The 26,887-nt window shown below is 73.4% G+C and carries 19 protein-coding genes; 11 read left to right on the top strand and 8 right to left on the bottom strand.

Annotated features, from left to right (window positions below; genetic code table 11):
* Positions 1-381: 381 nt before the first annotated feature.
* The 5 genes from ABB07_RS15355 to ABB07_RS15335 all read right to left on the bottom strand — a co-directional run bounded on the left by ABB07_RS15355 (position 382) and on the right by ABB07_RS15335 (position 5,154).
* Positions 382-1,428: a UbiA family prenyltransferase gene (locus ABB07_RS15355; protein WP_244189372.1), complete on the bottom strand. Its 1,047-nt coding sequence runs from the start codon at positions 1,426-1,428 to the stop codon at positions 382-384.
* 123 nt (positions 1,429-1,551) lie between these two features.
* On the bottom strand, positions 1,552-2,133 hold the full coding sequence (locus tag ABB07_RS15350; RefSeq protein ID WP_208899253.1) for a DUF2165 family protein: 582 nt from the start codon (positions 2,131-2,133) through the stop codon (positions 1,552-1,554).
* A gap of 171 nt (positions 2,134-2,304) precedes the next feature.
* Complete coding sequence (locus tag ABB07_RS15345) at positions 2,305-3,012, bottom strand: ester cyclase (protein WP_208899252.1); 708 nt, start codon at positions 3,010-3,012, stop codon at positions 2,305-2,307.
* 317 nt (positions 3,013-3,329) lie between these two features.
* Positions 3,330-4,103 (bottom strand): SDR family NAD(P)-dependent oxidoreductase, encoded by a 774-nt coding sequence (locus tag ABB07_RS15340; protein WP_208899251.1) that lies wholly within the window; start codon positions 4,101-4,103, stop codon positions 3,330-3,332.
* A 382-nt stretch (positions 4,104-4,485) separates the two neighbouring features.
* Complete coding sequence (locus ABB07_RS15335; RefSeq protein ID WP_208899250.1) at positions 4,486-5,154, bottom strand: MOSC domain-containing protein; 669 nt, start codon at positions 5,152-5,154, stop codon at positions 4,486-4,488.
* Between the two features lie 80 nt (positions 5,155-5,234).
* Here ABB07_RS15335 and ABB07_RS15330 point away from each other — a divergent pair, with 80 nt between their 5' ends.
* On the top strand, positions 5,235-6,143 hold the full coding sequence (locus ABB07_RS15330; RefSeq protein WP_208899249.1) for a LysR family transcriptional regulator: 909 nt from the start codon (positions 5,235-5,237) through the stop codon (positions 6,141-6,143).
* Positions 6,144-6,300: 157 nt separating this feature from the next.
* On the opposite strand, the gene ABB07_RS15325 is transcribed toward ABB07_RS15330, so the two are convergent.
* Positions 6,301-6,630 carry a WhiB family transcriptional regulator gene (locus tag ABB07_RS15325; RefSeq protein ID WP_208899248.1) on the bottom strand — a complete coding sequence of 110 codons (330 nt, stop codon included), beginning with the start codon at positions 6,628-6,630 and terminating at the stop codon, positions 6,301-6,303.
* Between the two features lie 380 nt (positions 6,631-7,010).
* Here ABB07_RS15325 and ABB07_RS15320 point away from each other — a divergent pair, with 380 nt between their 5' ends.
* The 4 genes from ABB07_RS15320 to ABB07_RS15305 all read left to right on the top strand — a co-directional run bounded on the left by ABB07_RS15320 (position 7,011) and on the right by ABB07_RS15305 (position 12,055).
* Positions 7,011-7,622: a response regulator transcription factor gene (locus tag ABB07_RS15320; protein WP_003948568.1), complete on the top strand. Its 612-nt coding sequence runs from the start codon at positions 7,011-7,013 to the stop codon at positions 7,620-7,622.
* Positions 7,623-8,526: 904 nt separating this feature from the next.
* A complete protein-coding gene (locus ABB07_RS15315; protein ID WP_030641278.1) occupies positions 8,527-9,114 on the top strand; it encodes a sigma-70 family RNA polymerase sigma factor in 588 nt (195 codons plus the stop codon).
* Positions 9,115-9,279: 165 nt separating this feature from the next.
* Entirely contained in the window at positions 9,280-10,785 is a 1,506-nt protein-coding gene (gene guaB / locus ABB07_RS15310) for an IMP dehydrogenase (protein WP_208899247.1), read from the top strand.
* Between the two features lie 145 nt (positions 10,786-10,930).
* Positions 10,931-12,055 carry a GuaB3 family IMP dehydrogenase-related protein gene (locus tag ABB07_RS15305; protein ID WP_208899246.1) on the top strand — a complete coding sequence of 375 codons (1,125 nt, stop codon included), beginning with the start codon at positions 10,931-10,933 and terminating at the stop codon, positions 12,053-12,055.
* 68 nt (positions 12,056-12,123) lie between these two features.
* Here the strand turns inward: ABB07_RS15305 and ABB07_RS15300 are convergent, their stop codons facing one another.
* Positions 12,124-12,681: a hypothetical protein gene (locus tag ABB07_RS15300; RefSeq protein ID WP_208899245.1), complete on the bottom strand. Its 558-nt coding sequence runs from the start codon at positions 12,679-12,681 to the stop codon at positions 12,124-12,126.
* Positions 12,682-12,842: 161 nt separating this feature from the next.
* Positions 12,843-14,051 carry a nucleotide sugar dehydrogenase gene (locus ABB07_RS15295; RefSeq protein ID WP_208899244.1) on the bottom strand — a complete coding sequence of 403 codons (1,209 nt, stop codon included), beginning with the start codon at positions 14,049-14,051 and terminating at the stop codon, positions 12,843-12,845.
* Between the two features lie 280 nt (positions 14,052-14,331).
* Between ABB07_RS15295 and ABB07_RS15290 the strand changes: the two genes are divergently transcribed.
* The 6 genes from ABB07_RS15290 to ABB07_RS40840 all read left to right on the top strand — a co-directional run.
* Entirely contained in the window at positions 14,332-16,041 is a 1,710-nt protein-coding gene (locus tag ABB07_RS15290; protein ID WP_208899243.1) for a glycerol-3-phosphate dehydrogenase/oxidase, read from the top strand.
* Positions 16,042-16,250: 209 nt separating this feature from the next.
* Complete coding sequence (locus tag ABB07_RS15285) at positions 16,251-18,392, top strand: protein kinase domain-containing protein (protein WP_208899242.1); 2,142 nt, start codon at positions 16,251-16,253, stop codon at positions 18,390-18,392.
* 163 nt (positions 18,393-18,555) lie between these two features.
* The gene (locus ABB07_RS15280; protein ID WP_244189371.1) at positions 18,556-21,768 is read left to right on the top strand and encodes a protein kinase; all 3,213 of its coding nucleotides are present in this window, start codon (positions 18,556-18,558) and stop codon (positions 21,766-21,768) included.
* A gap of 149 nt (positions 21,769-21,917) precedes the next feature.
* Entirely contained in the window at positions 21,918-23,702 is a 1,785-nt protein-coding gene (locus ABB07_RS15275) for a serine/threonine-protein kinase (protein WP_208899240.1), read from the top strand.
* A 109-nt stretch (positions 23,703-23,811) separates the two neighbouring features.
* Positions 23,812-25,830, top strand: coding sequence for a serine/threonine-protein kinase (locus tag ABB07_RS15270; protein ID WP_208899239.1), 2,019 nt, complete (start codon positions 23,812-23,814; stop codon positions 25,828-25,830).
* A 79-nt stretch (positions 25,831-25,909) separates the two neighbouring features.
* On the top strand, positions 25,910-26,887 hold a 978-nt coding region (locus tag ABB07_RS40840), incomplete at its 3' end, for a serine/threonine-protein kinase (protein WP_244189370.1).

Here is a 26,887-nt window from a genome sequence, read left to right as displayed (position 1 = left end):
GCATGCCGTCCGCTCCGGTCCGGGCCTGTCCGCTCCGGTCCGGGCCTGTCCGGGCCTGTCAGGGCCGGGCCGCTGCCGGACGGTGCGCCGGCCGTGGGTGTGCGGTGCTGTTCGGGTGCTGGGCGGTTCGGGTGCTGGGCGGTGCCGGTGCTGGGCGGTTCGGGCGTCGCGCTGTGGGGTGCCGGCGGCCGCATGGTGCGGGGACGGGCGTGGTGCGGGAACACGCGTGATGCGGGAACACGCGGGGTGCAGGGGCAGTCGCTCGTCGTACGCGCCGCGGCCTCGCCCCGCACAGCGCTCTACGGCCCGGTGCGGCGGCGCCCCGGGAGGGCGCGGCCGCACCGGGCCGGAACGGTGGGGCGCCGGTGGGGCGGCGCCGGGTCAGCGTGCCGTCCAGGCCAGCGCGGCGAACAGCGCCAGGTGGACCAGGTGCTGCGTCACCATGAAGGCGCGGTAGGGCGTGCGCCCGCGCGCCGCGTTGCCGCGTGTCGTCCCGCACAGGACCGCCACCGTGACCGCCCCGCCGGCCAGTACGGACGCCGCCGGCCCCAGGAGCGCCGGCCACCGGACCGCGACCGCCGCGAAGCCCGCGGCCACGAGCAGCGCGCCGAACGCACCGGCGAGCCGTGCGGTCCCGTCGCCCCAGGCGGTCACGGAGGTGCGCCGGCCGGCCGCCGCGTCCCCGGTGACGTGCGAGAAGTCCTTGGTGACCGCGCCCACGGCGGCCATCCACAGCGACATCGCGACGGCCACGGCGAGCGCCGGCCCGGAGGGCAGCGTCCGGCCGGCGGCCGTCCAGCCCGCCGCGTAGGTCAGCAGACCCATCAGCAGTACGGAGCCGGAGGTGCCCGCGGCGGACCGCTTCAGCTGGAACGGTGCCGCCGAGTAGGCGTATCCGAGCAGCAGGAACAGCAGGTCGTACCCGGTCAGCAGGGTGCTGCCGCTGAGCAGCGTCAACACCACCGAACCGGCCGCGCACAGCCAGGTCCACACCGCCGCGGTGCGGGCCGGCAGCGCGCCGCGGGCGATGGGCCGTCCCGTCCTGTTGACCCGGTCCTCGCGGACGTCGCAGACGCCGTTGATGCCGTAGGTGAACAGGGTCGCCAGTACCCAGGCGGCCGCCGCCTCGGCCATCGGTGCGCCGAGTGCGGAGAACCCGCCGGCGGAGACCAGCGCGCCGGCCAGAAAACGCATCAGGAAGATGACCTGCACGCTCGGCCGCGCCTCTTCGAAGAAGAGCGGGAAAGAGCGCGGGAAGGGCTGGAACCGGCGGAAAAGGCCGCCGTGGTATGCCCGGGCGCCGTGTCCGCGGGCGCCTTCGCCGCCGCCCGGCAAAGAGCGCCCGGCGACCGGGCGGAGCGGCGTCGTGAGCGGACGCGGCGCGGTGATCGTGTACGAGCCACTGATCTGTGCGGTGTATTCCCCCATGGCGGGGACACTAATGAAGCCCGGACCACGCACACATGCCCCATCGGCGGCCCTTCCGATACCCCTTTTGGGGAAGGGGGAGTATCGGATGGGCCGCCGACGGGGCGCTGCTCACCGGACGGCTCACTGCTCCTTCTGCGCTCCGGTCACCGAGGGGAGGTTGACCAGGAGCGTGGCGAGCAGGCCGATGATCAGGCCGGTGAAGTGGACCTGCTGAGCGGCGCCGATGTAGATCCAGTAGCCGAACCACATGCCACCGCACAGGAAGAGCAGGAAGAGGCCGATGAAGGCGCCGAGCGCCAGGTTGGTCTGCTGGGTCGCGGCGATGCCGGTGCGCAGGCCGCGCGCACGGCGCCACTGCAGCACCGCGGCCCGGGCCAGCAGGGCGACGGTGAGGATCTCGTAGACGATGACGCCGATCAGGGTCGGGGTCGCCATCGACGCCGGCAGCGCCCGCCACTCCAGGCCGTTGCCGCGCACCGGGTCGTGGACCAGGTCGACCATGGTCAGCATCCGGGTGATCAGTGCCTTGTTGGTGCCGAAGTCGTTGAGGTTGTTCAGCGTCACCAGGCCGAGCCAGAGGGTGAGCCCGCTGAGCAGGAAGGCGTTGAACGCCGCGAGGCGTGAGCGCACCGCGAGGTCGCCGCGGCCGGCGGGGACGGCGGCCGTACCGCTCTGGGCCGGCCGGTCGGCAGTGAGCGCCATGGGAAGTCTCCTTGGACAGTAGGACGATAGGGCGGAGCACAAGTGAGGGACTTGAGAGCCGCTCGTGCGGGAACCGCTCTCGATGCCCTCAGCCTGCCGCCGTCCGTACCGCCCCGACAGCTCCCTCTTCGACCTGCCCGACGGAAAAGCCCCTACGGCCTGCCCGGCCGGCTACCGCTCCAACTCGTCCAGCGCGCCCAGCTGTTGCAGCAGTCCCAGCTGGTCCTCCTGCCACCAGGTCTCGGCGATCTTGCCGTGGGCGCCGAAGCGGAACAGCGTCGTCCCGGTCATGGTGACCTTCCGTCCGGTCGGCGGGATCCCCAGGAAGTCGCCCCTGTGCGTGGCGTTCCAGGTCCAGCGTGCGCAGGCCCGGTCGTCCTGGGTGAGCACGTCCTCGAGCGTGAACCTGAAGTCGAAGGCGCCGCGCCACATCCGGTACTCCGCGCGGACGTTGTCCAGGCCGATGGTGTCCTGCGGGTTCACCGGATCGTGGCTGTGGATGTCCTCGTCCAGCAGGTCGTTGAGCGGCGGCAGTTCACCCGGGGTCGCGAGCGTCTCGTAGAACCGCCGCACGGTGTCCTCGGCCAGCCGCTCGTCCCGTACGACGTCCAGGTCGGTGAACGTCGGCGTCTCTTCGCACAGCGCGACCATCTCCTGGAAGATCCTGTCGGTCTCCGGGAGGTTCGAGTTCCGCACCGCCTCGTCGTACGACGGGAACTCCACCACTTCGACGATGTGGGACGCGTCCGACCGGTCCTTGCCGACCAGCGCGTGCCGCGCCGTCCGTTTCCCCTTGGTCTGGGCGACCCAGTCGTCCATGAGCCGGTTCATCTCGTCCAGCCGGCTCGTCCTGCACTCGATGAGCTGTACGAAGGTCATGACGCCGCCTCCCAGGCCGGCAGAGAACGTCACGCCTATTTTATTCTTGTACGCCACCTACGTCCCGCTGGGGTCTCCCCGGCACGGGGAGGGGGACGGGGGAGCGGGACGGGGCCGGTCGCCGTCACCGGCGATCACGACCGCGCCACCGGCGCCGCCGCCACGCCCGGCCCGCCTTGACCGGGTCCGTCGCGTCACGCCGCGCGAACTGGCCAGCCGGCTGCAGGAGTTGGCCGTGGTCGCGCCCGGCCGACGCAGGGGCATGCGGGCACGCCGAAGGACGGGTGTCCGCCCTGCCCGTGTTGCCGGCCGGGAGCCTACTGAGGCCCGTACTTCCGCCCCGTCCTCGACGTGACTCCGCCCAGCAGCCCCCGCGGGGTGACCTTCACCAGGCCCATCAGCGCCTTGTAGCGGGGGTCGGGGATCGACAGGGACTTGCCGCGGGCCAGGTCGGACAGGGCCGCCGCGACCAGCTTGTCGGCGTCCAGCCACATCCAGCCGGGGATGTTGTCCGTGCCCATCCCGGCCCGCTGGTGGAACTCGGTGCGCACGAAGCCGGGGCACAGGGCCATCAGGCGGACGCCGCTGCCGGCCAGGTCCTTGGCCGCGCCCTGCGTGAACTGCACGACCCAGGCCTTCGAGGCGCCGTAGGTACCCCGGGGGACGAAGGCGGCCACGGAGGCGACGTTGACGACTCCGCCCCGGCCCCGCTCGCGCATCGCCTCGGTCGCCGCCGAGGTCAGCCGGAGCACCGCCTCGCAGTGCACCTTGAGCATCCTGAGCTCGTCGGCCATGGGGACCTCCAGATAGCGGCCCTTGTTGCCGAAGCCGGCGTTGTTGACCAGCAGGTCGACCGGGTTCCTCCGGTCGCCGAGGCGGTCGGCCACCGTCTCGATGCCCTTGTCCTCGGACAGGTCGGCGGTCAGCACCTCCACCTCGATGCCGTGCCGGTCGTGCAGTTCGGTCGCCTGTTCGCGCAACCTCCTGGTGTCCCGTGCCACCAGCACGAGGTCGTGCCCGTCAGCCGCCAGCCGCCGCGCGAACGCGGCACCGATCCCCGCGGTCGATCCCGTAATCAGAGCCGTTGTCATGGCCCAAGGGTATTGACCCGGAGCGCCCGCGTCCGCTCTCCTCGGCCACGGGAGTTGACCGCCGCGCATCCCGGCCGACGCCGCCGCGCGTCCCGGCCGACGCCGCCGCGTGTCCCGGCCGACGGCCGCCGCGCGTGCCGGGCGACGGCCGAAGTATCCCTGTGAGCCCGGCCCCCGCAGGGTCGTACCCGTACGGTGGACACCCCCGGCATCAAGTCTCCCGACCACCCGCCTGCCTGCCCGGTGGTGCCTTCCGGCTCCCAGTCTTCCCGGGGGCGGTCTTCTCAGGGGCGGTCTTCCGGGCGACCGTCTTGCGGCCGACCACCTCCCGGCCGCCCCCTCCCGTCCAGCCGGTTCGCCGTCCGGTCCGGGTGACGGCTGATCAGCCCGCCTGCTCCGCCACGTACTTGCGCGCCCGCTTCAGCGACTCGGAGTGCAGCGCGTCGCCCGCCGCGAGGAGTCGCGGCAGCAGCTCCCGCTCGGTGGTGACCGCGCGGAACTGCAGCGCCGCCGTCACGCCGTGGTGCGGCCGGTGCACGATCTCGATCGGATCGCCCGCCCGTATCTCACCCGGTTCGATCACCCGGAGGTAGGCACCGGTTGCGCCCTTCTGTGTGAACCTCCTGACCCAGCCCCGTTCGCCCAGATGGCCCTGGAACGTACGGCACGGGATCCGGCCCGAGGTCACCTCCAGGACCAACCCGGAGCCGATCCGCCAGCGCTCGCCGATCAGCGCCCCGGAGACGTCCAGCCCGTCCGTCGTCAGGTTCTCCCCGAAGCAGCCGTTGGCCAAGGGCCGGCCGAGTTCGCGCTCCCACTCGTCCAGGTCCTCGCGCGCGAAGGCGTACACCGCCTGCTCGTCCCCGCCGTGATGCCGCAGGTCGCACACCGCGTCACCGGCCAGCCCGCTCGCGCCGACGCCCTTGGGACCCGGCGCCGCCACCCGCACCGGCCCGTCGGCGGGCTTCTTGCCGATGCCTGTCACACCGTCCGCCTGGTCCGTGTACGGCACCGGCTGCGGACGGCCCAGATTGACCGAGAGGAGCTTCATGACCGCACGGTACGGGACAGCGCCTCAAAGCGTCGAGCGAATATCGCGCATCATCCCCAAGCTGCCCTTATGCTCAAGGGGTGATCGAGGCCCGTCATCTCCGTGTCCTGCGCGCCGTCGCCGCCACCGGTTCCTTCTCGGCGGCGGGGCGCGAGCTGGGCTGCACCCAGCCCGCCGTCAGCCAGCAGATGAAGGCCCTGGAGACCTCGGTCGGCACCCCGCTGCTGGTCCGCAGCGGCCGCGAGATGCGGCTGACCCAGGCCGGGGAGGCCCTGGTCAGGCACGCCTCCGGCATCCTCGCGGGGCTCACCGCGGCCGAGGAGGAGGTCGCGGCCATCGCGGGCCTGCGCGCCGGCCGGGTCCGGCTGGTGTCCTTCCCCAGCGGCAGTTCCACCCTGGTCCCCACCGCCCTGGCCGCCCTGCGCGCCGCCCACCCCGGCACCCGCGTCTCCCTGGAGGAGGCCGAGCCTCCGAGGTCGGTGGAGCTGCTCCGCGAGGGCGACTGCGACCTGGCCCTGGCCTTCCGCTACGAGGGGGCGGCGGTCGCCGAGGACTGGGACGACCTGGTCGTACGGCGCCTGCTGATGGACCGCCTGGTGGCGCTGGTGCCCGAGCGGCACCGGCTCGCGCGCGCGGAGAGCGTCGCCATCGGCGAGCTGGCCCAGGAGCCCTGGATCGCGGGCTGCCCGCGCTGCCGCGGCCAGCTGGTCGAGGTCTGCGAGGGGGCCGGTTTCACCCCGCGCATCGACTTCGCCACCGACGACTATCCCGCGGTGGTCGGCCTGGTCGGCGCGGGCCTGGGGGTCGCCGTGCTGCCCCAGCTGGCGGTGGAGTCGGTACGGCCCAGAGGCGTGCGCACGGTACGGCTGGAACCGGCGGTCCGGCGCGAGATCGTCGCCCTCACCCTGCCCGACCTGGCCCAGGTGCCGGCCGTTGGGGCGACTCTGGAACAGCTGGCCCGGGCGGCGGGGCCGGCGGGGCGCGGCTAGCAGGCGGAGGGGGGCCGCGCGGCCGGGCCGCGGTCGTCCGGCCGGGAGCCGGGGCCGCCGGGCGGCGGCAGAATCAAGGGCACGCGCGTGGCGACGCGGCGTGCCCTGGGGGAGGGATATGGCGCACCCGGGGGAAGGTGCGTGCAGAAACGTTCCTTCATTGGTTCGGGGTGGTATCCGCGCCGGCGGCCGAGGCCGTCACCAGACGGTTGCGCGCGCGCCCCATCAACTCCTCACGCTCGTCCTCGGTCAGGCCGCCCCACACGCCGTACGGCTCGCGTACCGCCAGTGCGTGCGCCGCGCACTCCGCGCGGACAGGGCACCTCATGCAGACCTCCTTGGCCGAGTTCTCGCGAGCGCTCCGAGCCGCCCCGCGCTCGCCCTCGGGGTGGAAGAAGAGCGAGCTGTCCACGCCGCGGCAGGCAGCCAGCAGCTGCCAGTCCCACAGGTCCGCGTTCGGTCCGGGAAGGCGGGAGAAATCTGCCATTACGTGACCCCTTGTAGCCGTTCTGAGCGGATACGGTGCCATCGACCGTACATCTCCGGTCTAAGGAGATGAAAATATGACTCATTGCGAATCTAGCCTCAGACACCGCAAAACGGGAAGAAAAAGGGCCGAACGGGGCATAGTTGTGATGAAAAGTTGAGGGTCTGTTGTGCGTGTCTGCACCGTGTCGGCCCCCTCACGTAGAGTGCCGAAGACGGCACGTAGCCCCGTAACTCTTTCGAGTGACCGTCGTTGAGAGTGCGGAGGCGGTTGAAAACACAAGCGCTCGGGCAGGCGTCCGAGGCGGTCGACCGCACAGGTGACGATTCCGTACCAGCCTGGAGGCTCAAGGTGACGCGCATCAGCTGCGGAGGGCGGTCATGACATCCGTCCTCGTCTGCGACGACTCCCCGCTTGCCCGAGAAGCGCTCCGCCGCGCGGTCGCGACCGTGCCCGGTGTCGAGCGCGTGACGACGGCGGCCAACGGCGAGGAAGTCCTCCGCCGCTGGGGCGCCGACCGCTCCGACCTCATCCTGATGGACGTGCGCATGCCCGGCCTGGGAGGCGTGGAAACCGTGCGCCGCCTGCTGTCCGCGGACCCCGGCGCGCGCATCATCATGCTCACCGTCGCCGAGGACCTCGACGGCGTGGCCCTCGCGGTCGCCGCCGGCGCCCGGGGCTACCTGCACAAGGACGCCTCGCGCGCGGAGCTGCGCGCCACGGTGACGCAGGCCCTCGCCGACCCGACGTGGCGCCTCGCCCCGCGCCGGCTCCGCTCGGCCGAGATGGGCGCAGCGCCCACGCTCACCGCGCGCGAGATCCAGGTCCTGGAGGGCATGAGCCACGGCCGGTCCAACGCCGAGATCGGTCGCGAGCTCTTCCTGTCCGAGGACACCGTCAAGACGCACGCGCGGCGCCTGTTCAAGAAGCTCGGCGCCTCGGACCGGGCCCACGCGGTGGCGCTCGGCTTCCGCTGGGGACTGGTCCGGTAGACAGTGCCCAGCCCCGCGGGGCAGGCGGGGCCCGCCCGGCGCCGGGAAGCACACCCGGAGCCGGACGCGTGTCCGCCTCCCCTGGCAGCAGCGGGATGTCTCACCGGCCCTTTCGGGCAGCCCCCCGGGCCGACCGCCGACCCGAAGGCGACGCACGTACGGCACCGTGCCGGGCCCAGGCGCCGGTGCGCCGTGCCCCGGCCCCGCGCGGGCCCGGACCAGCGCGCTCTTCGGCGGCGCCGTCGGTACGGCGGTCGTAGCCGTCGTACCGGGGTCGAAGCCATGGGCACCGGGGTCGAAGCCGTCGGTCCCCGGCCGTACCGGTGCCCCGGCGGCATGCACGCGTGCGCGGAACTGTCGTGCGCGTGCGCAGAGCTGCCGCGCGCGTGCGCGGAAGTGCCCTGCGGCTCCGCTGCCGTACGGGCGTGCCCGGACCTGGCGCCCGCACCTGTCCTGGCGCCGGTGCGCCGGGTGGACGATCGCCCCCGCGGGGCGGTCGTGACGGGCCCTCGCGGGGTGGACCCGGTCACACCCGAGGAGCCGCGCGGCAGGCGGTCGGCCCGCCGTGCGGCCGGCCGTGCGGACGGAGATCCACTTCATGAACAGCCGTGGTCGGCGCCGCGCGGCGAGGCGCGGGACGCACACGGCCGGGCGGTCCGCGCCCCGGGCGTACGAGTCCGGGTGGCGCCGCGGCGGGCGGTGCACACGTCGGCCCGCCGGACGCGCGCTGCTCGTTTCGGCGCGGATGCCGCATCCTTGAGATGTGGAGTCTCTCGGGGACGAGTCGGTCGAGCGGAAGGGGAGGGCGCAGGAGATGAGTGCCGGCGCACCTGCTCATAACGCTTCGGTGCACAACCACGAGCACAATGCGACGGACCCGACGGCCACAAGGCACCATGGACCGATGCGCGACGACGAGGCGGGCACGGCCCATGGGGCGATCGGTGCGCTCGTCCATCGCGCCGTCGACGGTGACGAGCAGGCCACGCACGATCTGCTCGCCCATGTCCACCCGCTGGCGCTGCGTTACTGCCGCACCCGGCTGTCCCGGCTGCCCGGCGACGCGCGTCACTTCGTCGAGGACCTCGCCCAGGAGGTCTGCGTCGCGGTCCTGCTCGCGCTGCCCCGCTATCGCGACACCGGCCGCCCCTTCGAGGCGTTCGTCTTCGCCATCGCCTCCCACAAGGTCGCCGACCTGCAGCGGGCCGCCATGCGCCACCCGGGTTCGACGGCGGTGCCCTCCGACGAGATGCCGGAACGGCCCGACGACTCCCTCGGCCCCGAGGAGCGCGCCCTGCTCAGCAGCGACGCCGAGTGGGCCAAGAAGCTGCTGGCCAACCTGCCCGAGAACCAGCGCGAACTGCTTCTGCTGCGGATCGCCGTGGGCTTGACCGCGGAGGAGACGGGGCAGATGTTGGGAATGTCACCCGGCGCGGTCCGGGTCGCCCAGCACCGGGCACTGAGTCGCCTGCGCGCGCTCGCCGAGCAGTAACGCCCTGGTACGAAGCCCCTGCCGGTCCCTCTGTTGAGCAGGCACGCTTCCGCTTCCGTACGAACATACGAAGCCTGAAGTCACCCCGTACCGTGGAATTTGCTAGCGATGCTTCCCGTTAGCATGGACATCCGCACCGATCAAGGCCATTTTGGGGAAGGTGTCATGACTGCCAACGTCGACGGAGTGCCCGGTAAATTCGCGACACTCGGGCTGACCTACGACGACGTGCTGCTGCTGCCGGGCGCATCCGAGGTGCTCCCCAACGCGGTCGACACCTCGTCCCGCATCTCCCGCAACGTCCGGGTGAACATCCCGCTGCTGTCGGCGGCGATGGACAAGGTGACCGAGTCCCGCATGGCGATCGCTATGGCCCGGCTCGGCGGCGTCGGCGTGCTGCACCGCAACCTCTCCGTCGAGGACCAGGTCAACCAGGTCGACCTGGTGAAGCGGTCGGAGTCCGGCATGGTCACCGACCCGATCACGGTGCACCCGGAGGCGACGCTCGCCGAGGCGGACGCCCTGTGCGCGAAGTTCCGCATCAGCGGCGTTCCGGTCACCGACCCGGCCGGCAAGCTGCTCGGCATCGTGACCAACCGCGACATGGCCTTCGAGAGCGACCGCACCCGCCGCGTGCACGAGGTCATGACCCCGATGCCGCTGGTCACCGGCAAGGTCGGCATCTCCGGCCCGGAGGCCATGGAGCTGCTGCGCCGGCACAAGATCGAGAAGCTGCCGCTGGTCGACGACGAGGGCGTCCTCAAGGGCCTGATCACCGTCAAGGACTTCGTCAAGGCCGAGAAGTACCCCAACGCCGCGAAGGACGCCGAGGGCCGGCTGCTGGTCGGTGCCGCGGTCGGCGCGAGCCCGGAGGCGCTGGAGCGCGCCCAGGCGCTCGCCGAGGCCGGTGTGGACTTCCTGGTCGTCGACACCTCGCACGGCCACAACAGCAATGCCCTGAGCTGGATGTCGAAGATCAAGTCGAGCGTGAACGTCGACGTGGTCGGCGGCAACGTCGCCACCCGCGACGGCGCCCAGGCGCTGATCGACGCCGGTGTGGACGGCATCAAGGTGGGCGTGGGCCCGGGCTCCATCTGCACCACCCGAGTGGTCGCCGGCATCGGCGTCCCCCAGGTCACCGCCATCTACGAGGCGTCCCTCGCGGCCCGTCCGGCCGGCATCCCGCTGATCGGCGACGGCGGCCTGCAGTACTCCGGTGACATCGGCAAGGCGCTCGCCGCCGGCGCCGACACGGTGATGCTGGGCAGCCTCCTCGCCGGCTGCGAGGAGTCCCCGGGCGAGCTGCTCTTCATCAACGGCAAGCAGTTCAAGTCGTACCGCGGCATGGGCTCGCTGGGTGCCATGCAGTCCCGCGGGCAGGGCAGGTCGTACTCCAAGGACCGCTACTTCCAGGCCGACGTGACCGCCGACGAGAAGCTCGTGCCCGAGGGCGTCGAGGGGCAGGTGCCCTACCGCGGCCCGCTCGCCAACGTCCTGCACCAGCTCGTCGGCGGCCTGCGCCAGACCATGGGCTACGTCGGCGCCGCCACCATCGAGGAGATGGAGTCCAAGGGCCGGTTCGTGCGGATCACCTCCGCGGGCCTGAAGGAGAGCCACCCGCACGACATCCAGATGACGGTCGAGGCGCCGAACTACAGCACCAAGGGCTGAAACGGCGTCCCCACGCGCGCGTGACGGACATCAACGGCGGCTCCGGAACCCCCGGGGCCGCCGTTGTCGTCCCCGCGGCGGGCTTCTGCCGTACCCGTCGGCGATACTGGAAGGCGCTGCAACGCATAGGGAAAGGCCTAGAGACGTGACTGAGATCGAGATCGGGCGCGGCAAGCGCGGCCGCCGGGCGTACGCCTTCGACGACATCGCCGTCGTCCCCAGCCGCCGTACGCGGGACCCGAAGGAGGTCTCGATCGCCTGGCAGATCGACGCCTACCGCTTCGAGCTGCCCTTCCTGGCCGCCCCCATGGACTCCGTCGTCTCCCCGGCCACCGCGATCCGCATCGGCGAGCTGGGCGGCCTGGGCGTCCTCAACCTCGAGGGCCTGTGGACGCGGTACGAGGACCCGCAGCCGCTGCTGGACGAGATCGCCGGCCTGCCCGCCGAGCGGGCGACCCGCCGTCTGCAGGAGATCTACGCGGCGCCGATCAAGGAAGAGCTGATCGGCGCCCGCATCAAGGAGGTGCGCGACTCCGGCGTGGTCACGGCGGCCGCGCTCTCGCCGCAGCGCACCGCCCAGTTCTCCAAGGCGGTCGTGGACGCGGGCGTGGACATCTTCGTCATCCGCGGTACGACGGTCTCGGCGGAGCACGTCTCGTCCTCGCACGAGCCGCTGAACCTGAAGCAGTTCATCTACGAGCTGGACGTCCCGGTGATCGTCGGCGGCTGCGCCACCTACACGGCGGCCCTGCACCTGATGCGCACGGGCGCCGCGGGCGTGCTCGTGGGCTTCGGCGGCGGCGCCGCGCACACCACACGCAACGTGCTGGGCATCCAGGTCCCGATGGCCACGGCCGTCGCCGACGTGGCCGCGGCCCGCCGCGACTACATGGACGAGTCCGGCGGCCGGTACGTGCACGTGATCGCGGACGGCGGCGTCGGCTGGTCCGGCGACCTGCCCAAGGCGATCGCCTGCGGCGCCGACGCGGTGATGATGGGCTCCCCGCTCGCCCGCGCCACGGACGCGCCCGGCAAGGGCCACCACTGGGGCATGGAAGCGGTCAACGAGGAACTGCCCCGCGGCCAGAAGGTCGACCTGGGCACGGTCGGCACCATCGAGGAGGTCCTCACCGGCCCGTCCCACACTCCCGACGGCTCCATGAACCTCTTCGGCGCCCTGCGCCGCGCGATGGCCACCACCGGCTACAGCGAGCTGAAGGAGTTCCAGCGGGTCGAGGTGACCGTCGCGGACAGCCAGCACCGCCGCTGACGCACACACGACGTACAGGGCCCGGCCACCGACGAGGTGGCCGGGCCCTGTTCCCTTGCGGGAAGGCGTTACGCGGCGGCCTTCTTGGTGCCGGAGAACGCGGCGAAACCGGCGATGGCGAAGAAGACGAAGGTCAGCGGGTCGGCCTCTTCCTTCCAGGCCTTCTGGACGATGTCGAAGTGGTCGAAGAAGACCGTGGAGAAGCCCAGGCCGCTCGCCTTGGCGCCGATCATCGCCTCGCCCACCAGCTGGCCGAGGTAGACGGCGGCCAGGGACAGGACGACGGCGGCGATCGGAAGGACGGGGTTGCGGCCGCCCGCCTTGCCCGCCGCGACGCCGACGACGAAGCCGACGCCGACGGCCGCGTAGCCGATCTCGTGCTTGGTGGCGCCGATGATGACGCCGTAGAGCGCGGCGGCGGCCGCGGCCGCGACGACCGCGGCGACCAGGCCCAGGACGAAGTTGCTGCGGCCGGGCGCGGGCGGCGCCGGCGGGGCGAACGCGCCCGGCTGGGGAGCCCCCGGCTGCGGCGGGTACGGCGCGCCGGCCGGGGCCTGCTGCGCGTACGGGTTGCCCTCGACCGGACCGGGCTGCGAAGGCTGAGGCGGTGGAGCTGACTGGCTCATGACAGAAATCCCCCCGATATGGAGCACGACTGAAAGGACGGAAACGGAAACGCGCGTGCACGCGCGTGTGCGCTCGCCGTACACGTGTGCGCGGCGAGTCCGGGGGAGACTAACAGCCGGGCACGACAACGCTCCCGGCCGTTTTCCGTTCGTGACCGGGCTCAGAGCCGGTGCGCCGCTCCCGTCGGGGTGGCTCCGCGCGTGTCCAGCAGCAGCTGCGCCTTCACCGACAGGCCCTGCAGGTCGTACGTGCGGTGCTGCTGGAGCAGGATCGTCAGGTCGGCGTCGGCGGCGGTCTCGTAGAGCGAGTCCGCGCGGGGGACCGGGCGGTCCAGGACGTTCCAGGAGGCCACGAAGGGGTCGTGGTAGCTGACGGCGGCGCCCAGCTCCATCAGCCGGATCGCGATCTCCTGGGCCGGTGTGCCCTGCAGGTCGGCGAGGTCGGGCTTGTAGGTGACGCCGAGGAGCAGCACCCGCGCGCCGCGGGCGGACTTGCCGTGCTCGTTGAGGAGGGTGGCCGCGCGCTGGACCACGTACCGGGGCATCCGGCTGTTGACCTGCTGGGCCAGCTCCACCATCCGCAGGGTGCGGGTGGCGTGTCCGGTCAGGTCCTGTGGGACGCCGTGCCCGCCGACGCCGGGCCCGGGGCGGAACGCCTGGAAGCCGAAGGGCTTGGTCTCGGCGCACCGGATCACATCCCACAGATCGACGCCCAGCTCATGGCAGAGCACGGCCATCTCGTTGACCAGCGCGATGTTGACGTGCCGGAAGTTGGTCTCCAGTAGCTGCACGGTCTCCGCCTCGCGCAGTCCACGCGCGCGTACCACCTTGTCGGTGAGCCGGCCGTAGAAGGCGGCGGCCGACTCGGTGCAGGTGGGGGTGAGGCCGCCGATGACCTTGGGGGTGCTCGCGGGGACGTGGTCGCGGTTGCCGGGGTCGACCCGGCTGGGCGAGTAGGCGAGGTGGAAGTCGCGGCCGGCCCGCAGCCCCGAGCCCTCCTCCAGCAGGGGGCGGAGGAAGTCCTCGGTGGTGCCGGGCAGCACCGGCGACTCCAGGATGACGGTGGTGTGCGGGCGCAGCTGCTGGGCGAGGGCGCGGGTGGCCGCCTCCACCTGGCCGAGGTCGAGTCCGCCGTCGGCGCCGCGCGGGGTCGGCGCGCAGATCACCGCGGTGCGCACCCGGCCGAGCTGGGCCGGGTCGGTGCCGGGCCGGAAGCCCGCGGCGTGCATCCGGCGCAGCTCGGCGGGGCTGAGCGAGCCCGCCTCGGGGCCGGTGGCGTAACCGATGGTGGGGATGCCAGCGGCGACGGCGGCCTGGGCGAGCGGCAAGCCGTAGGGGCCGAGTCCGATGACGGCGAGGTCTGCGGGCATGGCGTGGGCCGTCCTTCCCAGTAGCCGAAGCGGGACAGGTGCGCAAACGCTGTGGACAGGGTGCGCGAGTGCAATGTCAGACTAGGTACACATATGACCGTCATGTGTGATTCTGTTCGTGTGTCTTGCAAGGGTTGTGCTCGAGTTGTCCACAGGTTGGGAACCCGTGGTGGCTGAAGTCGGGCAACCCGGTCAGAATTTGGGCATGAGGAGGGGATGAACCGGGCTTCGCCCACCGGGTGCGGCCGACGCGAGCGAGTCTGCGACAGCGGGAGGCAGCGTGAGGACAGCGACTCTGGGGCCGACGCAGCGCGCCGAGGCACTGGCGGCGATGGCGGAGCGGGAGCTGGACGTGCTGGTGATCGGTGCCGGAGTGGTCGGCGCGGGTACCGCGCTGGACGCCGTCACGCGCGGCCTGTCCACCGGCCTGGTCGAGGCCCGCGACTGGGCGTCCGGCACCTCCAGCCGGTCCAGCAAGCTCATCCACGGCGGCCTGCGCTATCTGGAGATGCTCGACTTCGCCCTCGTACGGGAAGCGCTGAAGGAGCGCGGACTTCTCCTGGAGCGGCTCGCACCCCACCTGGTCAAGCCGGTGCCGTTCCTGTACCCGCTGCAGCACAAGGGCTGGGAGCGGCTCTACGCCGGCTCGGGCGTCGCGCTCTACGACGCGATGTCCATGGCCCGCGGCCACGGCAGGGGCTTGCCCGTGCACCGTCACCTGAGCCACCGTCACGCCCTGCGCGTCGCCCCCTGCCTGAGGAAGGACGCCCTGGTCGGCGCCCTGCAGTACTACGACGCCCAGATGGACGACGCCCGCTTCGTGGCCACGCTGGTGCGCACGGCGGCGTCCTACGGCGCGAAGGCGGCCAACCGCGCGCGCGTGACCGGGTTCCTGCGCGAGGGCGAGCGGGTGGTGGGCGCCCGGGTGAAGGACGTGGAGGGCGGCGGGGAGTACGAGATCCGCGCCAAGCAGATCGTCAACGCGACCGGGGTGTGGACCGACGACACGCAGGCCATGGTGGGGGAGCGGGGCCAGTTCCACGTCCGCGCCTCCAAGGGCATCCACCTGGTCGTGCCCAAGGACCGCATCCACTCCACCACCGGCCTGATCCTGCGCACCGAGAAGTCCGTCCTCTTCGTCATCCCCTGGGGCCGGCACTGGATCGTCGGCACCACCGACACCGACTGGAACCTCGACAAGGCCCATCCGGCCGCGTCCAGCGCCGACATCGACTACCTGCTGGAGCACGTCAACTCGGTGCTCGCGGTGCCGCTCGGCCGCGACGACGTGCAGGGCGTGTACGCCGGTCTGCGTCCGCTGCTCGCCGGCGAGTCCGACGCCACCAGCAAGCTGTCCCGCGAGCACACGGTCGCCCATCCGGTGCCGGGACTCGTGGTCGTGGCCGGCGGCAAGTACACCACCTACCGCGTGATGGCGAAGGACGCGGTCGACGCGGCGGTGCACGGCCTGGACATGCGGGTCGCCGACTGCGTGACGGAGGAGACCCCGCTGCTGGGCGCGGAGGGGTACCAGGCGCTGTGGAACGCGCGCGCCCGGATCGCCGCCCGCACCGGGCTGCACGTGGCCCGCGTGGAACATCTGCTGAACCGGTACGGCTCCCTGGCCGAGGAGCTGCTGGACCTCGTCGCCGCCGACCCCTCCCTGGGCCGGCCCCTGCAGGGCGCCGAGGACTATCTGCGCGCCGAGGTGGTGTACGCCGCCTCGCACGAGGGCGCCCGGCACCTGGACGACGTCCTCACCCGCCGCACCCGCATCTCCATCGAGACCTTTGACCGGGGCACCCGCAGTGCCCGTGAGGCGGCCGAGCTGATGGCACCGGTCCTCGGCTGGGACAAGGACCAGATCGAGCGCGAGGTCGAGCACTACGAGAAGCGGGTGGAGGCCGAGCGCGAGTCCCAGCTCCAGCCCGACGACCAGACGGCGGACGCGGCGCGGCTGGGCGCACCGGACATCGTTCCGCTCGGCTGAGGAGGCCCCGCCCCGGTCCTTTCGGGCAGCCGTGGGGCAGCCGTGCGTGCCGATGGCCGAACGCACCGTCACTCCCGCGAGCGGAACGCGTACTTCGCCCGGCTTCCGGCAGGTTGGCCCCGCCCGGCGAGGGGCACCCTGGGCACGTGGCACTTGTCGGGTGAGAGACAATGGAGGCTCTGTCAGGGCGGGTTGTATCGAGGGGACGCATGTCGGAGGCGGAGCGGGCGGGAACTTCTCGTCAGGGGACTCGTCGGGACAAGAGCGAGCGTCGTCTCCTCGCCGGGCGGTACCGGCTGGGAGACGTGCTGGGCCGGGGCGGGATGGGCACCGTCTGGCGCGCCGAGGACGAGACCCTGGGCCGGACGGTCGCCGTCAAGGAGCTGCGGTTCCCGTCGAACATCGACGAGGAGGAGAAGCGGCGCCTGATCACGCGCACCCTGCGCGAGGCCAAGGCGATCGCCCGGATCCGCAACAACAGCGCGGTGACGGTCTACGACGTGGTCGACGAGGACGACCGGCCCTGGATCGTCATGGAGTTGGTGGAGGGCAAGTCCCTCGCCGAGGTCATCCGCGAGGACGGCCTGCTGGAGCCGAAGCGCGCCGCCGAGGTGGGGCTCGCCATCCTCGACGTGCTGCGCTCCGCGCACCGCGAGGGCATCCTGCACCGGGACGTGAAGCCGTCGAACGTGCTCATCGCCGAGGACGGCCGGGTCGTGCTCACCGACTTCGGTATCGCACAGGTCGAGGGCGACCCGTCCATCACCTCCACCGGCATGCTCGTCGGCGCCCCCTCCTACATCTCTCCGGAGCGGGCCCGCGGCCACAAGCCGGGCCCGGCGGCCGACCTGTGGTCGCTCGGCGGCCTGCTGTACGCGGCGGTCGAGGGCGTGCCCCCGTACGACAAGGGGTCGGCGATCGCCACGCTCACCGCGGTGATGACCGAGCCGCTGGAGGAGCCCAAGAACGCGGGCCCGCTGCGGGACGTCCTCTACGGCCTGCTCACCAAGGACCCGGCCAAGCGGCTCGACGACGCGGGCGCCCGGGCCATGCTCAACGCCGTGATCCACGCGCCCGAACCCGAGCCGATGGACGCCACGCGGGTGGTGCCGCTGCCGCCGCGGCCGGGCGCGTCCGAGGGCAGGCGGAGCGAGGAGGCCGGGGAGAAGCTGCGCGGCGCGCTGCGTTCGGTGCGCAAGGCGGCCGGTGCGGCCACGGCGGCCGCGGCCGCCCGGACGAAGAGCGGCGGCGACACGGCCGCGCCGGGTGCCGGTGAAGCCACGGGCGCGGGCGGTGCCACCGCCGGCGGGGCACGTCCCGCCGCCAAGGGCGGAGCGCGACCAGCCTCCCCCGGCGGAGCGCGACCCGCCTCCCCCGGCGGAGCGCGACCCGCCTCCTCCACCGGGGCGCGACCGGCTTCCCCCGGTGGGGCCGGCGCCGAATCCGCCGGGAGACAGACGGGTCCTGCCGTCGGCGCCTCCGGTGCCTCAGGAGTGCCGAACTCCAGCGCGAACAAGCCGAGTTCGGGCTGGCCCGTGGTGCCGCCGCCGGACCTGGACCTGCCGCCGCGGCCGGTGCCGAGGGCGCCGCTGACCGACGTGGTGCCCAAGCGCACGCTGGTGATCATCGCGGTGGCCGTGCTCCTCGCCGTCCTCGGCACCGTCCTGGCCTTCGCCCTGAGCGGCGACGACAAGGACGGCAAGAGCAGCGGGGCCGGGGCGGCGGCGAGCGCCAGTGCGTCCACCAAGCAGGACAAGAGCGGCAAGGGCACGGGCAGCGGGCGGACGGGCGCCGCGAACTCGTCGTCGGGCGGCACCGGTGCCACCTCGGGCGCCGCCGTCGACGCGAGCGCGTCCACCGACGGCTCCGGTTCGGACGGCTCCTCCGGTGCGTCCGGTGCCAAGGGCGGCGGGAGCGCACCGGTGGTGTCGACCCGCAAGGGCGGCCAGGGGTACTCGATCGGGCTGCCCAAGGGGTGGAAGTACCAGTCCACCGGTGACGCGGGCGACCGCTACACCGGTCCCGACGGGCAGAAGCTGCTCATCGGCTGGACCGGCAGTCCCAAGAGCGACCCGGTGGCCGACTGGGAGAACCAGGAACACGCGATGATCCGGTCCCAGTACCAGCGTATCCGCATCGAGAAGGTGGGCTACCGCGGTTGGAACACGGCCGACTGGGAGTTCACCTACGTCGACGGCGGCACCAAATACCGTGCGATCGACCGCGGCTTCGTGGTCAACGGCCGTCTCGGGTACGGGATGATGTACACCGCGAAGGCCGCGAACTGGGACAGCGCGCTGCGCAAGGACACGTGGAAGACGCTCACGGCGTCCTTCGCGCCCAAGTCGTAGACGCCGGGCGCCGGTTTGGGGCGTGAGAATCCGTCATCCACTCGGTGCGGGTTGCCTACGGCACGTATCGTGAATGGTTGCGGACCGTACGCAGCCGGAAGTGTGTGCGAAACGGGTCGTGAGGCGAACGGATGTGACCGACCGGGCGGCCGGGGGAGGCAGTGTGGACGACTACGCGGGTCGGGTGCTCGCCGACCGCTACCGCCTGCCGTTGCCGCCCTCCGACGAGTACGAACTCACCGAGACCCGCGCCTTCGACACCTACAGCGGCCAGGAAGTGCTCGTCCGTCAGGTGCCGTTGCCGGAGGTCGTCGAGGCCGAGGTGCTCGACGCGGAGGGACTGCCCGAGGGCTTCACCGCACGTGAGCGCGGGGCCGGGGCCCGTGCTGGGGGCGGTTCCGGGGGCCGGCGGACGGCGGACACCCGGGCCGCCACCCGGCGGCCCGCCGACCCGGCCGTGCGGCGCGCCGTGGAGGCCGCGCAGGCGGCGGCCCGCATCCCCGACCATCCGCGCCTCGACCAGGTCTTCGACGTGTTCGCCGAGGGTGGTTCGCTGTGGATCGTCAGCGAGCTGGTGGCCGCGCGCCCGCTGGCCGCGCTGCTCGCCGAGCAGCCGCTGTCGCCGTACCGGGCGGCCGAGGTCGCGGCCGACGTGCTCATGGCGCTCCGGGTGCTGCACGGCCATGGCTGGGTGCACCGCAACATCACCGCCCGCACGGTGCTCGTCTGCGACGACGGCCGCGTGATGCTGACCGGCCTGGCCGTCGGCGCGGCGGAGGAGGCGTTGTGCGGGTACGACCCGGTACCGCGCCAGGAAGGGCTGGAAGAGGGGGCCGCCGGGAGCGCGGCGACGGAGGCGGCCGGGCCGGGCGCGGGTCCCGCGAGGCGGGCCGACGGCGACCGGGGCGGCGTTCCTCCGGGGGCGGGTGCTGGCCCTGCTGCCCATCCGGGGGCGGGCGGTGGACCTGCTGGGCCTCTGAGGCCGGACGGTGGCCTTGCTGCCCATCCGGGGGCGGGTGCTGGCCCTGCTGCCCATCTGGGGCCGGGTGCTGGCTCTGCTGTGCCTCTTGGGCCGGGCGGTGGCCCTGCTGTGCCTCTTGGGCCGGGCGGTGGCCCTGCTGTGCCTCTGGACGCGGGCAGTGGACCTGCTGGGCCCCTGGGCCCGGGCGCCGGCCTGGATGTGCCTCCGGGGCCGGGCGGGCTGGGAGCGGGCCGGGGTCCGGGCGGGGACTTCTTCACCGGGGCCCGCGGGGATTCCTCCGGCTCCGGTGGCTCCGGCGGTTCCGGTGACCGGCCGAGCGGTGTGGCCGGGGCGGCCGGAGCGGGCGGGGTGCCTTCCCCGGACGTCGATCCCGAGGTCGCGCGCCGGGCCGCGATCCAGGCACGGGCGGCCGGAGGACTGGCGGCGCCGGGGGCGAACGGGGTGTCCGGCGGGACCGGTGTGCCCGGCCCGGCGGGGCAGACGGGGCAACGGCCCCTGGAGAACGGCGCGGACATCCGTGCCGCCCGCGCCGGGGCCATCGCCGCGTACCGTGCGGGTGCCCGGGCCGCCGCACGGGTGCAGGAGGCCCGGGACAGCGGGCGCCCCGCCCTGCCCGGGGCGCGGCCGCCCGCCGAGGGCGACACCGGTGCCGCCCGGGCCGACGGCACGCCGCAGTCGCCGTACTCCGGCGGTCCGGGCGCCGCGACCCCGCCCGGACGGATCGCCGACCCCTACGGAGTACAGGGCGCCCCCTGGCACGGCGCCTCACCGTGCCCCGCCTCCGGCGGCGCCTCGGCCCTGAGCGGCGCCCCGCAGCGCCCCGGGCTCCCCTCGACCGACCCGCGCCACGGCCCCCCGTCCGTACCGGCCCAATCCCCAGCCCCGGACCCCACCACCCCCGGCCGCCAAGGCTCAGAGCTGCCCCCCTACGGCACTGGTCCGTCCCTGTCGGCGCACGCCACCGGCCCGGCCGCCACCGGGGCCGGCGCCGCCCCCGGCCACCACGGCTCCGAGCTGCCTCCCTACGGCACCCGGCCGGCCCTGCCGCCGTACGCCACCGCCCCCGTCGTCGGCCCCGGGACCGGTGCGGACCCCGGCCACTCCCGCTGGAACGAGCCGGGAGCGGCCGGTGTCCGGCGGGGGCCCGGGAGTGCGTTGGCGGCTGAGCGGGCGCGGCAGGTGCGGATGACTGTCGTCGGGCCGGTGACCGAGCGGTGGGCGCCGGAGCAGGCGGGGCCCGTGCACGAGAACTGGCAGCTGGCGGCGCCGATCGGGCCGGCGACCGATCTGTGGGCGCTGGGCGCGCTGTTGTTCCGGGCGGTGCAGGGGCACGCGCCGTATCCGGAGGAGTCGACGGCCGAGCTGGTGCAGCTGGTGTGTGCGGAGCCGCCGGCGTTCGCGGAGGAGTGCGGGCCGCTCCGGCCGGTCGTGGAGTCGCTGCTGCGCCAGGACCCCACCGAGCGCCTGGACTTCGAGGAGCTGAACGGCTGGCTCCGCTCGCTGGTGCGCTCCGCGCCCGAGCCGGACGCCGGTACCCATGTCGTACCCGTGCCGCCCGCCGACCCGAGCCGGCTGCCGGTCGTGCGGCGCCGCGGCGAACTCGTGCGGTTGCGCAGGCGGCGTGCCGGACTCCCCGAGGTTCATCCGCACGGCCGGCACAAGAGAGGCCGGGCCCGGGAGGAGGTGCGTTCGCCGCGCAGTCTCGGCCGGACCCTGCTCCTGCTGATCCTTCTCCTGCTGGCCGGCGCCATCGCGTACGCGATGCTGTTCATGCCCAAGCAGGGGGCGAGCGGGGCCACGGGCAGCCCGGACCGCACCGGAAACGCCGGGGAGGTCAGTACCGCGCCCTCGGCCACCGGGCCGTCCCCCTCGGAGCAGGGCGGCAGCCCCTCCGCGTCCGCGCCCGCCACCGAGCCGCAGACCGGCGGCGATGCGTCCGCCGCCGACGGCTTCACGCTGCGCAGGGATCCCGAGGGATTCCAGGTCGCCGTCGCCCAGGGCTGGGACCGCACCCCGAAGAACGGCAGCGGCCAGGTGGTCTACGCGCACGGGAACTTCGAGCTGATCCTCGTGCCTGGCCGGGACAGCGCCGCCGCCTACGGCAGTGACCCGATGACCTACCAGCGGGACAAGGAGAGCGAGCTCCAGCCGTACCGCGACTCCAGCTGGGCCACGGCCACCGGCCTGAGAACCATCGAGGTGGGCGGGCGGACCATGGCCGAGGGCCAGTTCACCTGGACCGACGGCCAGGGCCGCGACCTGTTCGTGCGCAACATGGCGATCCTGCTGAACGGCCGCTACCACATCATCCAGGTCCGTGGCCCGGAGTCCCAGCGGGACGCGGTCACGCGGCTGTACGAGCAGGCCACGGCGACGTACCGCTACACGGGTTGAGCGCCCCGTATACCGGTTGACCGATCCGGGCCGATTCCGGCGGCGACAACCGTCACAGTGCTGTCACCTTGGCACCCCGCTTGTTCCCAGTTGGTTGACCGGTCCTTAGTCTGACCCTGTCAAGAGCATTGCGGGGCAACGTGAATCAGATGCAGGGCCTGCTGATAGCGGGCCGCTACCGGCTCGCCGATTCCATCGGCAGCGGCGGCATGGGCCGGGTGTGGCGCGCCCACGACGAGGTGTTGCACCGGACGGTCGCCGTCAAGGAGTTGACCGCCGCGCTCTACGTCTCCGACAGCGATCGGGCCGTGCTGCTCGCCCGCACCCGGGCCGAGGCCCGCGCCGCGGCGCGCATCAACCACTCCGCCGTCGTCACCGTGCACGACGTGCTCGAACACGACGGCCGCCCGTGGATCGTCATGGAGCTGGTCGAGGGCAACTCGCTGGCCGACGCGGTCAAGGAGCGGGGGCGGGTGGAGCCCGCGGAGGCCGCCCGGATCGGGCTGTGGGTGCTGCGGGCGCTGCGCGCCGCGCACTCCGCCGGGGTGCTGCACCGGGACGTCAAGCCCGGCAACGTCCTCCTCGGCCGGGACGGCCGGGTGCTGCTCACCGACTTCGGCATCGCGCAGATAGAGGGCGACTCGACCATCACCCGCACCGGCGAGGTCGTCGGCTCGGTCGACTATCTCGCGCCCGAGCGGGTGCGCGGCCAGGACCCCGGCCCGGCCTCGGACCTGTGGGCGCTGGGGGCCACGCTGTACACGGCGGTCGAGGGCCGTTCACCGTTCCGCCGCACGTCACCGCTGGGCACCATGCAGGCGGTCGTGGAGGAGGAGGCCGACGAGCCGCGCCACGCCGGTGCGCTCGGCCCCGTCATAGCCGCCCTGCTGCGCAAGGAACCGGAGCGCCGGCCGAGCGCGGAGGAGGCGGAGCAGATGCTCGCCGAGGCGGCGGAGGGCCGCCGCCCGCACACGGCCCAGGCCTTCATCCCGACCCAGGGCTCGGGCCTGCACACCGGCGGGCCGAGCACCTCGGGTTACAGCCCCACGGGCCCCACTTCCGGCTACGGCCCCACTTCCGGCTCCGGCTCCACCTCCGGCTACGGCCCCACTTCCGGCTCCGGCTCCACCTCCGGCTACGGCCCCGCCTCCGGCTCCGGCGCCACGGGGACCGTCCACGGCCCCGGAGCACCGGGGGGTCCGGGCCGTTCCATGACCGGACCGACGGCCGTGGCGCCCACGCCGCGGGGTCCGGCGCCGGTACGGCCCCGGCCCCGCCGCCGGCTGCGCACCCTCGCCCTCGTCGTCGCCGCCGCGGCGGTACTCGGCGGCGGCGCGGCGGTCGCCTTCCAGGAGTGGGGCGGCATGCAGCAGCACACCGGGTCGGGCACGGGCGCGGGTCCGGCCACGGACTCGCCCTCCGCGAGCGGCAGCGCCACGCCGGGCGGCGCCGGGACCCTGCCGGTCGGCTGGGAGCAGCACCACGACCCGGTGGGCTTCAGCATCTCCCTGCCCAAGGGGTGGAAGCGGTCCGTCTCCATCGACCAGGACGGCCTGCGGCAGGTCGACTACTCTCCCGACAAGGGCAAGCACCTCGTGCGGGTCGCCGTCGACACCGCACCGGACTTCCGCACCTCGTACGAGCACATGAGCAACCTGGATCAGCGGGTCTCACGGCGGCTGCAGGACTACAAGAAGCTGAGCCTCAAGGACGAGCTCTTCCGCGACCAGCCGGGCGTCCGCTGGGAGTACACGTGGAACGCGCTGGCCAAGGACCCGCCGCACTACTTCCCTGGGCCCTACCACGCGATCGACGTCGCGTACATGGAGGGCAACGGCACCGAGTACGCCCTCTACGCGGCCTCGCCGGCCGACGACTGGGCCACCACCAGCAAGCAGTTCGACTGGATCCTGCGGGGCTTCCAGGAGGGTTGATCTCTCACCACGCGGTCGCCTGTCGGCCCGTCGAACTGGCCGAAGCGGTCGCATACTTGGCCGGTCGCCGTCCCGGAAGGGGTCCGTCCGATGCGGCATGATGGGGCGCATGGGGACCGAGGGGGACGTCTTCCGTGTGATCGCCGGCCGTTACCGTCTGGAGGCACGCATCGGGCGCGGCGGCATGGGCGTCGTGTGGCGGGCCGTGGACCAGGTGCTGGGCCGGCGTGTCGCGGTCAAGGAACTCCTCCCGGACGACTCGCTCGCCGAGGGCGACGCACGGCGCCGCCGGGACCGCACGTTCCGTGAGGCGCGAGCGGTCGCCCAGCTGCGGCATCCGCACGTCATCGTCGTGCACGACGTCGTGGAGCAGGACGAACGGCCGTACCTGGTCATGGAGTTGATCGAGGGCGGTTCGCTCGCCGACCGGATCGCCCGGGACGGCCCGGTCGACGCCGCCGAGGCCGCGCGGATCGGCATCGCCCTGCTCGGCGCGATCCGCACCGCGCACGAGGCCGGGGTGCTGCACCGGGACATCAAACCCGCGAACGTGCTGATCGAGTCGGACACCGGCCGGGTCGTGCTGACCGACTTCGGCATCGCGCAGGTCGCGGGCGCCACCACGCTCACCGAGACCGGCTCCTTCGTCGGCTCCCCCGAGTACACCGCCCCGGAGCGGATGTCGGGGCTGCGCACCGGCCCGGAGTCCGACCTGTGGTCACTGGGCGCGCTGTTGTGCACGGTGCTCAGCGGCGAGTCACCGTTCCGGCGCGACTCGCTCGGCGGCATCCTGCACGCCGTGGTCGCCGCCGAGATCCGGCCACCCGCCGAGGCCGAGCCGCTGCTGCCGGTCGTACGGGGGCTGCTGGAACGCGACCCCGACCGGCGGCTCGGCGCGGCCGATGCCGAGCAGATGCTGCGGACGTTCCTGGAGACGGGCCGGACCCCGGAGGCACCGGGCACGCCCGGCGCGCCCGCCTCCGGGCGGGGACACCGGATCGGCGGGGGCCGGACACCGAGGCCGGGGGCGCCGGGGAACCGGCCGCAGAGATCCCGGGCGGCGGGGAGCCGTCTGCCGGGGTCCGGGCCGGTGGGGAGCCGCACGCCGGGGTCCGGGGCGGCGGGGGGCCGGCCGTCGGAATCCGATGAGGCCCAAGGGCGTACGGCGGCATCCGGTGCGGACCATGGCCGTACGCCGGGATCCGGCGCGGCCCAGGATCGTACGGCCGATGCGGCCGGGGCGCGTGCCCCGGGGGCGGACGCGGCTTCGGGGCGTGCGGCGTGGTCCGGTGCGGACGAAAGGCGTACCCCCGAAGGCGGCGCGGGATACACGCCGACCCAGCAGGACCTCCCGCACGGCGGACCCCCGTCGCCGCCCACCGTCTCCGGGACGGCGGCGGAGCCCGCGGCGCGCACGTCCACGCGCGGGGTGCTGGTCGCGGCGCTGCTCGTCGCCGCGCTGGCGGGGGCCGGGGTGTCGGCGGCGGCGCTGCTGCTGCACGGGAGCGGGCACGGCGGCGGCAGCCCCGGCGGTACGGCGACCTCCCCGGCGACCGGGACCGGCACGAGCCACTCCGCGCGGCCGTCCCCGTCCCCGACGCCCGCTTCCCCCGGCCCGTCGCCCAGCGGGACCGGCCCGTCGCCCAGCGGGACCATCCCGACGGCCTCGGCGGGCTCGCGCACCGCGCCCTCCGGATACCGCACGGCCCGGGATCCGGCCGGCTTCTCCCTCGCCGTACCGGATGACTTCACCCGCAGTCCGCAGGGCGAGCGCGTCTTCTACCTCTCACCGGGCGACACCTTCCGCCTCGGCATCAAGGTCGCCGACCCCCAACCGGGCGGCCCGCAGGCCGTGATGAACCGGTCGGCCGCCAACGGACCGTCCACCAACCCCGGTTACCACGACGGCCGGGTCACCTCCACGAGCCACGACGGACACCCGGCGGCGCTCTGGGAGTTCACCTGGAACGGCTTCAGCGCGGCGGAGGGGCCGCGCCACACCTACGACCTGTGCTGGGAGGAGGCCGGGCGGATGTACGACGTGTGGGTGTCGGCGCCGGTCGGCAAGGTGCGGGAGGCGCGGGAGTACTTCGACGTGGCGGTGGACACCTTCCGGGCGGGGTCCTGAACGGCCGCTCGGTCACGGGTGTGTGACCGGTTCGCCGTCCCTGTGGCTGTGGGCGCGGGTGGCGCGATAGGGATGAGGCATGAGCAGTGACGGGGGAGTCGGCCACGGGACCGACGACACGACGAGTTTTGTTCTGCGACCGCCGCAGCCGGACGCGCGACCGCACCCGGTCCCGGCACAGCAACGGGACCGGCAGGAGACCGGTACCGGGCGGCTCGTCGCCGGCCGGTACCGGCTGCTCGGCAGGCTGGGCCATGGCGGGATGGGCACCGTGTGGCGGGCCAAGGACGAGGCGGTGGACCGGGAGGTCGCCGTCAAGGAGCCGCGCGTACCGGACCACCTTCCCGAACGGGAACGCGCCAACGCCTTCGAGCGCATGCACCGCGAGGCTCGCGCGGCGGCCCGTCTCGACCACCCGGCGGTGGTGAACGTCCATGACGTCGCGGTCGTCGAGGGCCGGCCCTGGATCGTGATGGAGCTGGTGCGCGGCCGCAGCCTCGGCGACGTCCTGCGCGAGGGCACACTCGACGCGCGCGAGGCCGCCCGGATCGGCCTGGAGGTGCTCGGGGCGCTGCAGGCGGCGCACGCGGCGGGCGTCCTGCACCGCGACGTCAAGCCCGACAACGTCCTGCTCGGCCGGCACGACCGGGTGGTCCTCACGGACTTCGGGATCGCGCAGATCGAGGGCGACACGCGGCTCACGGACACCGGCGGCTTCGTCGGCTCGCCCGAGTACATCGCGCCGGAGCGGGTGCTGGGGCAGCGGCCCGGCCCGGCGAGCGACCTGTGGTCCCTGGGCGTGCTGCTCTACACGGCCACGGAGGGCGTCTCGCCGTTCCGCCGCAGCAACACCCCGGCCACCCTGCAGTCGGTCCTCAACTCCACCCCGGCCGCCCCCGCGTCCGCCTCCGGCCCGCTGGCCGAGGCCATCAACGGGCTGCTCCACAAGGACCCCGCACACCGGCCCGGGGCGGACCGGGTTCGGGAGCTGCTCCGGGAGGCGGCCAGGCCCCCGGCCCCGCCCGCGCCGCCGGTGCCGACCGTGCCCGGCCAGGTC

This window comes from Streptomyces incarnatus (genome assembly GCF_001027185.1).
GTDB lineage: Bacteria > Actinomycetota > Actinomycetes > Streptomycetales > Streptomycetaceae > Streptomyces > Streptomyces puniciscabiei.
Note: the sequence above shows the minus strand (reverse complement) of the source record. Positions and strands in the feature narration are given on the sequence as shown.